This is a genomic window from Sellimonas caecigallum (assembly GCF_019754295.1).
In the GTDB taxonomy this organism is placed as follows: Bacteria; Bacillota; Clostridia; order Lachnospirales; family Lachnospiraceae; genus Sellimonas; species Sellimonas caecigallum.
Genome location: NZ_VIRV01000012.1, coordinates 15,054 through 29,735 on the forward strand (window position 1 = coordinate 15,054; position 14,682 = coordinate 29,735).

Annotated in this window: 13 protein-coding genes and 1 other RNA gene; 13 read left to right on the forward strand and 1 reads right to left on the reverse strand. The window is 46.0% G+C overall.

From position 1 onward, the window contains the following. Window positions 1-10: 10 nt before the first annotated feature. From FLB61_RS08805 to FLB61_RS08820, 4 genes are read left to right on the forward strand one after another with little or no spacing between them, the layout of a single operon-like run. The gene (locus tag FLB61_RS08805; protein ID WP_087203083.1) at window positions 11-883 is read left to right on the forward strand and encodes a carbohydrate ABC transporter permease; all 873 of its coding nucleotides are present in this window, start codon (window positions 11-13) and stop codon (window positions 881-883) included. Next, window positions 883-1,725 carry a carbohydrate ABC transporter permease gene (locus FLB61_RS08810; RefSeq protein WP_087203084.1) on the forward strand — a complete coding sequence of 281 codons (843 nt, stop codon included), beginning with the start codon at window positions 883-885 and terminating at the stop codon, window positions 1,723-1,725. Before FLB61_RS08805 ends, FLB61_RS08810 begins: the two co-directional genes overlap by 1 nt. A 31-nt stretch (window positions 1,726-1,756) precedes the next feature. Continuing rightward, window positions 1,757-3,964, forward strand: a complete 2,208-nt coding sequence (locus FLB61_RS08815) for an alpha-galactosidase (RefSeq protein WP_221919921.1) — start codon at window positions 1,757-1,759, stop codon at window positions 3,962-3,964. Further along, window positions 3,954-5,789 (forward strand): alpha-amylase family protein, encoded by a 1,836-nt coding sequence (locus FLB61_RS08820; RefSeq protein WP_221919945.1) that lies wholly within the window; start codon window positions 3,954-3,956, stop codon window positions 5,787-5,789. Before FLB61_RS08815 ends, FLB61_RS08820 begins: the two co-directional genes overlap by 11 nt. Window positions 5,790-5,865: 76 nt before the next feature. Here FLB61_RS08820 and FLB61_RS08825 read toward each other — a convergent pair whose 3' ends face one another. After that, a complete protein-coding gene (locus FLB61_RS08825) occupies window positions 5,866-6,681 on the reverse strand; it encodes a YitT family protein (RefSeq protein ID WP_405121562.1) in 816 nt (271 codons plus the stop codon). Between the two features lie 209 nt (window positions 6,682-6,890). Here FLB61_RS08825 and eno point away from each other — a divergent pair, with 209 nt between their 5' ends. From eno to FLB61_RS08870, 9 genes are all read left to right on the forward strand, one after another. Then, window positions 6,891-8,204, forward strand: a complete 1,314-nt coding sequence (gene eno / locus FLB61_RS08830; RefSeq protein ID WP_087212863.1) for a phosphopyruvate hydratase — start codon at window positions 6,891-6,893, stop codon at window positions 8,202-8,204. Between the two features lie 94 nt (window positions 8,205-8,298). Continuing rightward, entirely contained in the window at window positions 8,299-8,541 is a 243-nt protein-coding gene (gene secG / locus FLB61_RS08835; RefSeq protein WP_087203096.1) for a preprotein translocase subunit SecG, read from the forward strand. 72 nt (window positions 8,542-8,613) lie between these two features. Beyond that, a complete protein-coding gene (rnr, locus tag FLB61_RS08840; protein ID WP_087203087.1) occupies window positions 8,614-10,797 on the forward strand; it encodes a ribonuclease R in 2,184 nt (727 codons plus the stop codon). After that, window positions 10,760-11,227, forward strand: a complete 468-nt coding sequence (smpB, locus tag FLB61_RS08845) for an SsrA-binding protein SmpB (protein ID WP_087203088.1) — start codon at window positions 10,760-10,762, stop codon at window positions 11,225-11,227. The genes rnr and smpB overlap by 38 nt, the downstream gene beginning before the upstream one ends. 27 nt (window positions 11,228-11,254) lie before the next feature. After that, window positions 11,255-11,497, forward strand: a complete 243-nt coding sequence (locus FLB61_RS08850) for a hypothetical protein (RefSeq protein ID WP_087203089.1) — start codon at window positions 11,255-11,257, stop codon at window positions 11,495-11,497. A gap of 26 nt (window positions 11,498-11,523) precedes the next feature. Further along, window positions 11,524-12,339, forward strand: coding sequence for an alpha/beta hydrolase (locus tag FLB61_RS08855; protein WP_087211940.1), 816 nt, complete (start codon window positions 11,524-11,526; stop codon window positions 12,337-12,339). Between the two features lie 69 nt (window positions 12,340-12,408). Beyond that, window positions 12,409-12,762: a transfer-messenger RNA gene (gene ssrA, locus FLB61_RS08860) on the forward strand. A gap of 167 nt (window positions 12,763-12,929) precedes the next feature. Further along, window positions 12,930-13,223, forward strand: a complete 294-nt coding sequence (locus tag FLB61_RS08865; protein WP_221919922.1) for a phage holin family protein — start codon at window positions 12,930-12,932, stop codon at window positions 13,221-13,223. A gap of 3 nt (window positions 13,224-13,226) precedes the next feature. Then, complete coding sequence (locus FLB61_RS08870; RefSeq protein ID WP_221919923.1) at window positions 13,227-14,630, forward strand: N-acetylmuramoyl-L-alanine amidase; 1,404 nt, start codon at window positions 13,227-13,229, stop codon at window positions 14,628-14,630. Window positions 14,631-14,682: the final 52 nt, after the last annotated feature.

Sequence of the window (14,682 nt, forward strand, 5' to 3'; positions counted from 1 at the left end):
GAGGAAAAAGATGAGGAATATGAATGAGAGAAAACGTACCTATCTGTTGATTACGATACCGATTCTGGCATTGTTTATTTGCTTCAATACCGTACCGCTGATCAGAGGCTTTATTTACAGTTTTACGAATTTTAAAGGGTTCGGAGATTATGACTGGGTAGGTTTCCGAAACTATGTAGATCTTTTTCAGGATCCGCGTGTCGGCAAATCCTATTTGTTTACCTTTAAGCTTGCCATCGTGGCGACAATTGTGACAAATGTTATAAGCCTTATCCTGGCACTTGGTTTGAACGGAAAGATCAAAGGAAAGAGCTTTTTCCGGGGGGCTTATTTCATTCCGAATGTACTTGGAGCATTGGTTGTAGGTTATATTTTCAATTATTTCTTTACATATATCCTGCCTGGAATGGCAAAAATGGCAGGGATCGACTCTTTGAGCGGAAGTATGCTTTCCGATACGAAGACAGCCTGGATCGCGATCGTAATCGTATGTGCATGGCAGGCGATCGCAATGAACACGATTATCTATATATCCGGTCTTCAGACTGTACCGGAAGATGTGTACGAGGCTGGATCCCTGGACGGTGCAACCGGATGGAAGAAATTCAAACATTTGACCTTCCCTCTGATCATTCCATTTTTCACGATCAACATGGTTCTTTGTGTAAAGAATTTCCTTATGGTATTCGACCAGATCATGGCGCTGACAAAAGGCGGTCCGGCACAGAGCACAGAATCCATCTCTTACCTGATTTACAACAATGGTATGTCAGGCGGACAGTTTGGATTCCAGAGTGCCAATGCAGTCATCTTCTTTATTGTGATCGTGGCAATTTCTGTTGCACAGATGCAGATTTCCGGTAGGAAGGAGGAACAGTTATAATGAAAGCGAAAGTAAAAGAAAAAACAAACTGGCCGGTAATGATCCTTTTGATCCTTGGGCTGATTACCGTCGCCTTTCCTCTGTATATGACGATTGTGATCGCATTAAAACAGCCGTCAGAAATGACGAACAGTATCGCGGGGATCTTATCTCTGCCGAAGAGTTTCAGCCTTTCCAACTTCAAAGAAGCAATGGAAGTAACAGATTTTTGGAATTCACTGAAAAACAGTTTACTTATTTCTGTGATTACAGTAGTATTATCTATTGTGGTCCACTCACTGATGGGATACGCTGTCGGAAGAAATAAAGCACACAGTAAATTCTATAAATTTGTATACATGTTTGTAGTAAGTGGTATGTTCGTACCGTTTGCCATCCTGATGATGCCTTTGGCAAAACAGACGGCAGAGATGGGACTTGGAAACTGGGTCGGAGTTATCATTCTGTATGTGGTATTTTATATGCCGATGAATGTCCTGCTCTACTCCGGATATCTCACGAACATCCCGATTGCCCTGGAAGAAGCAGCCAGGGTCGACGGAGCAAGCACATGGAAGACCTACTGGAAAGTCATCTTCCCGATCATGAAACCGATGCATGCGACAGTGGCTGTTCTCACAGCTCTGGCTGTATGGAACGATGTCATGACACCGCTTGTCATCATGGCAGGTACAGGACAGAACACACTGCCTTTGGCACAGCTGAATTTCCAGACGCAGTTCGGAACGAACTATAACCTTGCATTTGCGTCTTATCTGCTTGCATTGATTCCGATCGTAATTTTCTATATTATCTGTCAGAAACAGATTCTGAACGGCGTAGTAAACGGCGCAGTGAAATAAAAAATAAAAAGGACCGCTTAGGAGGACATAAATGGGAATTACATATCAGAAGGAAAAACAGATTTTTAATTTGCATACAGAGAATACAACGTATCAGTTTCTCGTGGATAAATATGGGTTTCTGCTGCATTTATACTATGGGAAACGGATAAACGGCGACATGGATTATCTTCTTACTTATTATGACAGAGGATTTTCCGGTAATCCGTCCGATACCGGGGCGGACAGGACGTATTCGATGGATGCGCTTCCGCAGGAATTTCCATGTCCAGGTACAGGCGATTACAGAAGTACTGCTGTTGCTGTGCGCAATGCAGATGGCTCATACAGCTGCGACCTGAGATTCCAGAGATATGAAATCTGTAAAGGAAAGTATTCTCTGGAAGGTCTTCCGGCAGTATACGCCAAAGACGAGGAAGCGGAAACATTGAAAATCTACTTGGAAGACCCGGTTACAAAAGTACAGGCTGTACTTTTGTATGGGGTGCTTCCGGAAAAAGATATCATCACAAGAAGTGTACAGATCATCAATCAAAACGAAGAAAAAATAGAATTGATTCGTGCTGCTTCGGCCTGTCTGGACTTTGTGGCCGGAGATTATGATCTGATCACATTTTATGGAAGACATGCAATGGAGAGAAATTTCCAGAGGGTACCTGTAAAGCACGGAAAACAGATGATCGGAAGCAAAAGAGGCTCTTCCAGCCACCAGTATAATCCATCCCTCATTTTGGCAGATTCTGGAACGGACGAGAAAAACGGAGGCTGCTACGGCATGGCGTTTGTGTACAGCGGAGGATTCGAGGCAGAAGCGGAGAAAGACCAGTTCAACCAGACGCGGGTCATGATGGGATTATCTTCAGACCAGTTTTGCTATCCCCTGGGAAAAGGAGAGATGTTCACTGTACCGGAGACGGTCATGACATACTCATCGGAAGGTTTCGGAGGGCTGTCATGGAATTTCCATCGGTGTTTCCGAAGGAATCTCTGCCGCGGGAAATACAGGACGAAACAGCGACCGGTGCTTGTCAACAGCTGGGAAGCAGACTATTTTGATTTTACAGGGGAGACACTTGTTACGCTTGCCGAGCACGCGGCGGAACTGGGGATCGATATGTTTGTCCTGGATGACGGCTGGTTCGGAAAGAGAGATGATGACAACTCCGGGCTTGGCGACTGGCATGTAAACGAAGAGAAGCTTGGCTGCACGATGGGAGAACTGATCGGAAAGATCAATGACCTGGGATTAAAATTCGGTCTTTGGATCGAACCTGAGATGGTATCGGAAGACAGCGACCTTTACAGACAACATCCGGATTGGGTAATGGCGATACCGGGAAGAAAACCGGTGCGTGCCCGCAATCAGCTCGTCCTTGATTTTTCCAGAAAGGAAGTCAGGGAAGAGGTGTTCAGACAGATTTCCCATGTGCTGGATCAGGGAAATGTGGAGTACATCAAATGGGATATGAACAGAAGCCTTGCGGACATTTATTCCTCAGTGACAAAGGATCAGGGGAAAGTACTTTACGATTACGTTCTTGGCGTATATGATTTTCTGGAGAAACTTACAGAGAAGTATCCGGATATTCTGATTGAAGGATGCAGCGGCGGCGGCGGACGTTTTGACGCAGGCATGCTTTACTATACCCCGCAGATCTGGTGCAGCGACAATACGGATGCGGTAGATCGGCTGGACATCCAGTATGGAACATCCTTTATCTATCCGATTTCCTGTATCGGATCCCATGTATCAGCGGTGCCGAACCATCAGACAGGAAGAGTTACATCACTCCACACGAGAGGAGTCGTCGCAATGGCTGGGACATTCGGATATGAGCTGAATCTTGGTATCCTTCCAAAAGAGGAGAAAGAAGAAATAAAACAGCAGATCAAAACTTTCAAAAAGCACGAGGGGCTGATCCACAATGGACGCTATTACAGACTTTCCTCTCCTCAGACGGACGAGATAGGCGCATGGGCATTCGTATCGGAAGAGCGGGAAGAGGTGCTTGTGAATGTGGTCATGCTGGCAATGCATGGAAATATGACTGTAAACTATGTTAAGCTGCAGGGACTTGATCCGGACGGTATCTACGAAGACGAGAATGGAAGAAGATACGATGGCGTCGGGCTTATGGAAGCCGGAATACCGCTTCCTATCGTGGCTGGCACATACCCTGCATGGCAAATTTATTTGAGGCTGGTTAAGGAAGAGAATGAAAATTCAGATGCAAAATAAAAACGAATTTGAAAGACGTCTGGAGGCCCGTAGAGATGAGCTGAAATGGCTGTACATGGAGTTGTACCAAAACGAACCTATGTTTCAGGAGCTTCTGGATCAGATGAAAGCGTTTTACAAAAAACGGAAAGAATCGCTGAAGGAACGGGACAGAGCAAGAGAAAAAGATAAAGAATGGTACCGAAAAAAGGATATGCTTGGCATGATGCTTTATATTGACAATTTTGCCGGGAACCTGAAAGGGGTACAGAGAAAAATTTCTTATCTGAAAGAGTGCAATGTAAGTTTTATTCACCTGATGCCGTTTCTGGATACCGTACCGGGAAGATCAGACGGAGGCTATGCAGTGGCGGATTTCAGGAAAGTGCGTCCGGATCTTGGAACGATGGATGACTTGGAGAACCTGGCGGACAAATGTCACGAAAAAGAGATCGACCTTTGTATGGATTTTGTCATGAACCATACATCGGAGGATCATGAGTGGGCAAAAAGGGCAAAAAAAGGCGAAGGGGAGTATATGAGCCGTTACTTTTTCTATGATAACCCATGGTATCCGCAGGAATACGAAAAAACGGTGCCTCAGGTATTTCCTACGACGGCGCCGGGAAATTTTACTTACCTGCCGGAGATCAGGCACCATGTCATGACTACGTTTTATCCGTATCAATGGGACCTGAACTACCGAAATCCAAGGGTGTTCAATGAGATGATGTACAATTTCCTGTTTTTTGCGAACAAAGGAATGGATATTATACGGATTGATGCGGTTCCATATATCTGGAAAGAACTTGGCACTTCCTGCAGAAATCTTCCGCAGGTACATACGATCGTGAGAATGATGCGGATGATCGGCGAGATTGTCTGTCCCGCCACCATCCTTTTGGGAGAAGTTGTCATGGAGCCGGAAAAAGTGCTTCCGTATTTTGGTACGGTTGAGAAACCGGAATGTCATATGCTCTACAATGTGACGACAATGGCTACCACATGGCACAGTGTGGCGACATCGGATACGAGGCTTTTGAAAAAACAGCTGGATATTGTGAACGGATTGCCAAAACAGTATACGTTTCTCAATTATCTGAGATGCCATGACGACATCGGCTGGGGACTGGACTATGGAACACTGGGAAAGTGGGGCTTTCAGGAAATCCCTCATAAGAAATATCTAAACGATTATTTTACGGGAAAATATCCAGGAAGCGAAAGCAGAGGAGAGCTCTACAACGACGATCCTGTCACGATGGATGCGAGATTCTGTGGTACCACCGCGTCCATGTGCGGAGTGGAAAGTGCAGGATTTGAGCAGGATGCCAAAAAGATGGAAAAAGCCATCAGGAAAGATTTGATGCTTCACGCGTACATGCTCATGCAAAGCGGCATTCCTATGATCTACAGCGGCGATGAGATCGGCCAGGTAAATGACTATACATACAAAGAGGATGAGGATAAAAGGGAGGATTCCCGATATATCCACCGCGGAAAATTCAGGTGGGATCTGGCGGCTAAGAGAAAAGGCGTCAGGAGTGTGGAAGCAAGGATATTCCGGACATTAAACTTCATGGAACAGATACGCCGCCAGGAATCGGTATTTGACCCGGATGCACTGGTCGGTACATGGGATATGCAGGATCCGTCCCTGCTCTGTATCGTAAGACAAAAAGGGGAGAAGATTCTGACAGGAATATTTAACTTCTCTGACTTTGAGAAAGAAGTGTGGATTCCGGGAGAAGGAGATTACCGAGATCTACTGAACGGCAATAAGATCCCGGAAAGAAAACTTCGGCTGCCGCAATACGGATTCGTGTGGGCATATAAGATGATGTAAGACGTTATCTCATATTTGAATAAAAAATAAGGACAATGACACTTTGCCAACTCTCTTGTCATTGTCCTTATTTTATTTATACGGTGTGGAAACCACGTCCGATGATCTCGCTTGTGTTTGAAATCAGAATGAAGGCATCCGGTTCTGTCTCTTTGATAAAATTTCGGAGACGTACGGCCTGCGGACGGTTTAAAGCTGTCAGGACAATATATTTTTTCCTTCCGGAAAAAACGCCCTGGGCAGAGTATACGGTAACTCCTCTGTGCAGTTCGTGGATAATGAAGTTACAGATAAGCTCAGGATTGCTGCATACGACATTGAAACATTTGGAAAGGTTGAAACTTTCGATAAAGTTGTCTGTCATGAAAGAGCGGAGAACGAGCCCAAGCAAAGAGAAAAGTCCTGTCTGCATTCCAAAAATAAAGCATCCGCCCACTGCGATGGCGATGTCGGACAAAAGGAGCGCCCTCCCGATATCAAATCCAGTGTATTTTTTCATGATCATGGCAATGACATCTGTACCGCCGCTGGAAGCGCCCATGTTAAACAGAATAGCTGATCCGAAAGCAGGGACTGCTACTGCAAACATGAGCTCCAGGACTGGTTGATCCGTAAGAGGATGTGTCATAGGATAAATCCGTTCCAATGCGGAAAGGGAGACGGAAAGCAGGACGCTGCAGTAGCAGGTCTTGGCGCCGAATCCTTTTCCAAGAACGATAAATCCAAGTACCAGAAGGACGATATTGCATACAAAGTTGAAATCACTGGCTGTCATGATTCCTGTTTTTGCAACGAGCACTGCAAGACCGGTCAGTCCTCCGAAAGCGAAGTTATTTGCGAATTTAAAAAAATAGATTCCCACGGCCATGACGATGGTTGCAGCAGTCATCATCAAAAATTCTTTTACCCGTGATTTCGGCTTCAGCTGAGAAGTAGGCTTGGGAATCGAATGTTTCATATGTGTCTTTTCGTACGTGTTCATTTTTCTTCCTCATCTCTTTTATTTTTCAATGACATTTTTTACCCTCAAAATTGTAACGCCGACAGGTAAAAAAGTCAACGGATGTGGAAATACTATGTGAAAAAAGGAGGAAAAAAATGATGTATCGATATTTACCGATCAAAGATATATATGCAAGAGAAATTTTGGATTCCAGAGGAAATCCGACCATTGAAACGGAGGTACTCACGGAGGATGGAACAGTAGGATGCGCTTCTGTTCCGTCGGGCGCCTCCACCGGGAGGTATGAAGCAAAGGAACTGAGAGATAAAGAAAAACAGGACCGTTACTGCGGACGTGGTGTGGAGCTGGCAGTCAATCACGTCAACGATCAGATAGCACGAGAAGTGATCGGGATGAATGTGTATGATCAGCTTGAGATCGACCGTCTGTTAGTCCGAATTGACGGGACGGAAGACAAGAGCAATCTCGGTGCAAATGCCATCCTGGGAGTATCCATGGCGGCGGCAAAGGCGGCAGCTAAAAGTCTGGATATCCCACTTTACCGGTACCTGGGAGGAGTCCACACAAAAAGAATGCCGGTACCGATGATGAACGTCTTAAATGGAGGGCGCCATGCAGACAATATCATCGATTTTCAGGAGTTTATGCTTATGCCGGTAGGGGCGTGCTGCTTTAAGGAAGGACTCCGGATGTGTACGGAAGTGTACCACATGCTCAAAGCACTTTTAAAAGGGAGAGGATACCACACCGGGGTAGGAGATGAAGGCGGGTTTGCGCCGGATCTCCCGGATACGGACAGCGTATGCAAGATCCTTCTGGAAGCCATTGAGACGGCAGGGTATATCCCAGGGAAGGAGATAGCGCTTGCATTAGATGCAGCTGCTTCTGAAATTTATGACCGGGATTACGGGAAATATGTCTTTGTAGGAGAGAGCAGGGGACGTGAAAAGAAAGTGACACGGTCCACGGAAGAACTCATCGACTATTACGCAGAACTCATAGAGAAATATCCGATCGTTTCCATCGAAGATGGACTGGAAGAGTCGGATTTTTCCGGATGGGAATTGATGACAGCCAGACTCGGCCTTCAGACACAGCTTGTAGGGGATGACCTGTTTGTGACAAATTCCAAAAGACTTGCGAAAGGAATCGACTGCAATGCAGCCAACGCGGTCCTTGTAAAGGTTAACCAGATAGGGACGCTGAGCGAGGCGTTTGATACAATCTGTCTTGCAGAAGAAAACGGATATCGTTCCATCATATCCCACCGTTCTGGAGAAACAGCTGACACGACGATTGCGGATATAGCGGTGGCATTTGGGACAGGACAGATCAAGACCGGTGCTCCGTGCCGTTCAGAACGGGTGGAGAAGTACAACCGGCTTATGAAGATCGAAGAAGAGATCGGGATGGAGGCCGAATACAAAAATCCGTTTATGGATGGGAAATAAGCGGCAGAAATATGAAAACATGGAAGAAACTGCTTGCGGAACTACTGGCTTTGTGATAGACTATATATGGTTTATCCGCAGGAGGTGTGAAAGAGTGGAAATTTTAAAAATTGTGATCACAATCTTATTTGTAATAGACTGTATTGCGTTGTCAGCAATTGTTCTGATGCAGGAAGGAAAATCTGCCGGACTTGGATCCATCGCAGGTATGGCAGATACGTACTGGGGACAGAATAAAGGACGTTCCATGGAAGGGACGCTTGTAAAAGTGACAAAGGTACTTGCTGCATTGTTTATTATTTTTGCTGCAGTATTAAACTTAAAAGTATTTGCTTAGGAACTGGATGCAGAACACTCTATTTCGGAAACAAGATAGAGTGTTCTTTTTTATTTTCGTTGTGAAAGGAAAATAGATAGAATGTATGAGAAAAGAAAAAAACTGATCTATCAGTTTATCTGTGATGATTTCTACGTTCCCATGAAACTGAAAGAACTGGCAGTGATGTTCCAGGTGCAAAAGGAAGAGCGCCAGATACTCAAAGAGATTCTGGATGAATTGGAATCCGAAGGGAAGATCCACAGAACACAGACAGGGAAATATGTAAAGGGACAGGCTGGAAAGCTTGTCGGCATCTATCAGGCCCACGCGAGAGGGTTCGGGTTTGTGACGGTAGAAGGATTTGACGAGGATATTTTCATTTCCGAGGAAGATGCGGGGCAGGCGCTCCAGGGCGACGAAGTAGAGATCATCCTTACAAAAAGCGGGAAAAACCGGCAGGAAGGGAAGCGCCAGGAAGGGAAAGTGGTAAAGATCATAAACCGCGGGACATCCCAGCTTGTAGGATATTTTCAGAAAAATAAAAATTTTGGGTTCGTAGTGCCGGATAACCAGAAATTTTTGCAGGATATTTTTGTTCCGGAAGAGAGATCGAAGGGAGCGGTTACAGGGCATAAAGTAGTCGTAAAGATTACTTCCTATGGCGGGGAAGGCAAGAATCCGGAAGGGGAAGTTGTTCAGATCCTAGGACACGTCAATGACCCGGGGACAGATATTCTGAGTATCGCCATGTCTTATGAGCTCCCGATGGAGTTTCCTGAAAAGCTTTTGAATCAGGCGGAGCGGGTGGCAAAGCCGGTAAGCGGTGCGGATTGTGCCGGCAGAAAAGACCTGAGGCATGTAAAGATGGTTACTATCGACGGGGAGGATGCGAAAGATCTGGATGATGCCGTCTCCCTGGAGAAAAAGGAAGGATTTTATTTCCTTGGCGTACACATTGCAGATGTGACCAACTACGTGCAGGAAAACAGCGCTCTTGACCGGGAAGCAAAGAAACGGGGGACAAGTGTGTATCTGGCGGATCGTGTGATTCCGATGCTTCCGCATATTTTGTCAAACGGCATCTGCTCCTTGAATGCAGGAGAAGACAGGCTGGCATTGAGCTGTCTGATGAAGATTGACGACAAAGGTGTGATCGTGGATCATGAGATTGCGGAGACGGTTATTCATGTAGATCGGAGGATGACATACACGGCGGTAAAAAAGATTCTGGAAGACGAAGACGAGGAGACATGCCGTGAGTATGAGGAGTTCGTCCCGATGTTTCAGGAAATGGAAAAACTTTCCCGGATTTTGAGGAATAGAAGGCACAAAAGAGGTGCGGTGGATTTTGATTTTCCGGAGACGAAAGTTATCCTTGACGATGAAGGACGGCCGGTGGAACTGAAAGCCTACGAGAGAAATACTGCTACGAAGCTTATAGAAGATTTTATGTTGGCTGCAAACGAGACGGTGGCGGAGGATTTCTTCTGGAGGGAAATTCCGTTTGTGTACCGTACGCACGACACACCGGATGAGGAAAAGATACGAAAGCTCTCTGTCTTTATCAATAATTTTGGCTACACCATGCACATTGGAACCAAAGAAGTACACCCAAAAGAGATTCAGAAATTGCTGGAAAAGGCAGAGGGAACGCCCGAAGAGCCGATGATCGCAAGACTTGCGCTCCGCTCTATGAAACAGGCAAAGTATACACCGGAAAATACGGGACATTTTGGACTTGCAACATCATACTATACGCACTTTACATCCCCGATCCGCCGCTATCCGGATCTTCAGATCCACAGGATCATCAAGGATACACTCCGCGGCAGGATGAATGAGAAGAAGATTGAACACTACGATGCGATCCTGCCTGAAGTAACAAAACATTCCAGCGAGATGGAGCGAAGGGCGGATGAGGCTGAACGGGAGACGGTAAAACTGAAAAAAGTGCAGTTTATGAAAAACCATATCGGAGAGGTGTACGAAGGAACCATTTCCGGGATCACAAAATGGGGCATGTATGTGGAGCTTCCTAATACGATCGAAGGACTCGTTCATGTGGCCAATATGACGGATGATCATTATGAATATGTGGAAGAACAGTACGAGATGAGAGGAGACCATACCGGAAGGACATACCGCCTTGGAGATAAAATTTTTATCCGCGTCATTGCGACAGATGAACTGCAGCGAACGATTGATTTTGAGATAGCGAAGGAGTGGGAGACGGATTATGACAAAGACGAATGTGAAGCTTATTGCGAACAATAAGAAAGCGTATCACGACTATTTTATATTGGAGACATACGAAGCGGGAATTTCGCTTGCCGGCACGGAAGTAAAATCCATGCGGATGGGAAAATGCAGCATCAAAGAATCCTTCATCCGCATTGAGAACGGCGAGGTATTTGTCTATGGAATGCATATCAGTCCGTACGAAAAAGGAAATATTTTCAACAAAGACCCGCTTCGGGTCAGAAAACTTCTTCTGCACAAGCAGGAGATCCACAAACTTCTCGGAAAGATGAAGGAGAAAGGCATGACTCTTGTGCCCCTTCGGGTGTATCTGAAAGGAAGTCTTGTCAAAGTGGAGATCGGGCTTGCCAAAGGAAAGAAACTTTATGACAAGAGGGCAGATATCGCAAAGAAAGATCAGACGCGTGAAGCGCAAAGAGATTTCAAAATCAGAAATTTTGGCTAGAATCATTTTGGAAAGGAAGGTATAATAATGGTACCGGTTACAAAAAAAGATCTGAGGACATTGGTTTCTCAGACCACGATCGAGACATACGAGGAAATGACGCCGCAGCTTGTGCAGCTCATTGATATGACAAGAAAAGATGAGCGTTTAAGCGATGCGCAAAAATGGGATGAAATCTCTCTTCATATGCTGGGTTATGTAAAATCCTGCACAAATGAGATCATCATCGAAGTTCTGGCGGAAATCCTCGGGTTGGACGACGAAGAATAATATACAGACAGTAGGAGGCCATGTAAATGATACACAAAGAGATTCCCGTTACAATAAATGGAAAAGAGACAGATGCCAGATTATATACGTATTTCTGGAGTAATTCAGAAGAATTGTATGACGGGAGGAAGAGGCCTTGCGTATTGATCTGCCCAGGTGGAGCGTATCGGATGACGTCGGACCGGGAGGCAGAAGGAGTAGCGGTCAAATTCATGGATATGGGGTGCCATGCGGCAGTCCTCCGCTACACGACCGCTCCTTCGGAAGTATTCCCAGACGCATTTCTGGAAGTGGCTGCCTGCGTGAAAATGCTGAGAGAAAATGCAGAAAAATGGTATATTGACACGGAGAAGATACTTATTCAGGGATCTTCGGCCGGAGGACATCTGGCAGCTATGTACGGTACATACTGGAACAATGAAAAATTGGCGGAGATTCTTGATACTACAGTGGAAGAACTTCGTCCAAACGGACAAATCCTGAGTTATCCGGTCATCACGACAGGAAAGTTCCGGCACAAAGATACATTTCGGAATCTCCTGGGAGATCTGTGGGATGAATTCAAGGGAACCTGTTCCCTTGAATGGAATGTCTCAGAGAATACACCGAATACGTTTATATGGCATACTTTTACTGACGCCACTGTGCCGGTAGAAAATTCACTCATGTATGTCCAGGCGCTGGTAAAGGCGGATATACCGGTGGAATTCCATCTTTTCCCAGAAGGAGAACATGGTCTTGGGACGGCTACACAGCTTAGTCTTGGAGCGGACGGAAGAGGCGTGCAGAGACAGTGTGCAAGGTGGATGCCGCTCGTAAAAGCCTGGATTGATACCTTGTGATATGTGGAAAAGATTCCCCTTGACAGAAAAACTTTTCTGCGCATATAATATAATGTGTCTGCAGAACCAGGGCTTGTACTGGTTTCGACGGGGGTTTTGAAGTTGGAGAAGCCATCCGCGGGACGGGACCGCGCAGTAAACCGTAATCTAAAAATAAACGCAGACAATAATAAATTAGCGTACGCTGCCTAATTTCGGCAGCAGTCGGCCTTAGGCTTCCCGCAGCTTAAGCAACCGGCTTCGACTTTTGCGGGGCACTTCACTCCCAAAGCTTTGAGGGAATGGAAGATTTTATGAAGCTACCAAAGAAATCAGCCTGTCATTAGGCGGGTTTTCGAGGGAAACTTAAAATAATGACTGTGATGGGAGATGCTTCGATGGAGAGGCTTTCGGACGCGGGTTCGATTCCCGCCAGGTCCATCTGAAAAGCGCCGTGTTTACGGTGCTTTTTCTATTTTTTGTTGTATATCTTCATCTAGAACTGCAGGGAAGGACCGTAACAGGTCCTTTTTTTTTGCATAAAATGAAGAGAAAGGGCAGATCCGAAAGAATACTCTTTTCGGAAACCGAAAAAAGAAAGGACAGATATTATGGAACAGATTACAAATTATATCAAGCCGGAATTGATCGTGGTGGCCGTCGTGCTGTATATGATCGGGGCAGCGATCAAACGGACAAAGGCTGTAAAAGACAAATACATTCCGCTGATCCTGGGGGCGGCTGGGATCGCGTTTTGCGCAGTCTGGGTACTGGCAAACTGTCCGTTTGGATCAGGAAGAGAAATTGCGATGGCGGTATTTACGGCGGTCGTTCAGGGAATCCTTGTGGCAGGAGCAAGCACCTATGTGAATCAGGTCGTCAAACAGCTTCACAAGGAGGAATAAGCTATGACAGTCTACAACGTACATGCAGGACATTGTCCTCAGGGGAAAGGGGCTTATGGTGCCGTAGGGATTCTGAAAGAATCGGTGGAAAATCGTCTCGTCAAAGATGAAGTCATCCGTCTTCTCCGCGTGGAAGGGCACACGGTTTATGATTGTACCTGTGAGGAGAATACAACACAGGATGGATGTCTTCGGAAAATTGTCACAAAATGTAATCAGCACAATGTGGCGCTTGATGTATCGATCCACCTAAACAGCGGCCGAAACGACTACAAAGGAGATAACAGCACCGGCGGAACAGAAGTTTGGAATTATGATACGAGGACGAAGGTAATTTCCGACCGTATCTGTTCAAACATTGCAAAAGAGCTTGGTATCCGGAACAGGGGCACGAAGTACAACAAAAATCTGTATGTGCTGAACAGTACAAATTCCCCGGCACTTCTTGTGGAGTGCTGCTTTGTGGATGATAAAGACGATGCTGATCATTGGAATGCGAAGAAATGTGCCAAGGCGATCGCAGAAGGAATCCTGAATAAAACCATATCTTCCGGTTTTTCGAAGCCGGAAAACCCTCCAAAACCAGTCAATCCGGATGGCGAAGTAAAAGACAATGCCGGAATGTTCCAAGAGAAAAAGGACCGTACAGGAGAAGTGTCTTACCAGGGGCATCTCCGGCAGATCGGATGGGCAAACTGGCAGTGCGACGGAAGGATGATCGGAAGCATAGGCCAGAACAGAAGGATCGAAGCCCTTCGGATCAAGCCGGTAAATCATATGGATGTCACAGTTCATATCCGGAACATTGGAGATAAAGTGTATAAGAATATCACAAAAGATACAGTCATAGGTACAACAAAACAGAGCCTCCGTCTCGAAGCGATGAAGATCGAATCGGGCGATACTGTGTATCTCTACCGTGTACATCAGAAAGATATTGGATGGTCCAGGTGGTGCGTAAATGGACAGTGGGCAGGCGTCAAAGGCAAGAGCAAACAGATCGAGGCCGTAGAGATCAAAGCGGCTAATATCGCTTATCTCGCACATGTGCAGGGAGCCGGCGATACAGGCTGGATGGCAGACGGCATGACAGCCGGCACCATCGGGCAGCAGAAACGAATGGAAGCGCTCCGGATCAAATCCCAACATTGCGGCAAAGTATATGCGCAGGCTCACATCCAAGGGATCGGCTGGAAAGATTTTGGGGAAATAGACCAGAATACGGTTATCGGAACTGTTGGGGAAGACAAACGACTGGAATGTCTGAGATTAAAAGGCAATTTCGAGTGGAGGGCGCATATTCAGGGAACCGGGTGGACGGCCTGGACAAAAGCGGACGGAGTGGTCACACTCGGTACGGTTGGGCAGAGTCTTCGTCTTGAAGCAATCGAAATGAGAAAAGGATAAGAAATATCATCCAGGGCAAGATCCGGAGAATATCACTGTATCTTCATATTGT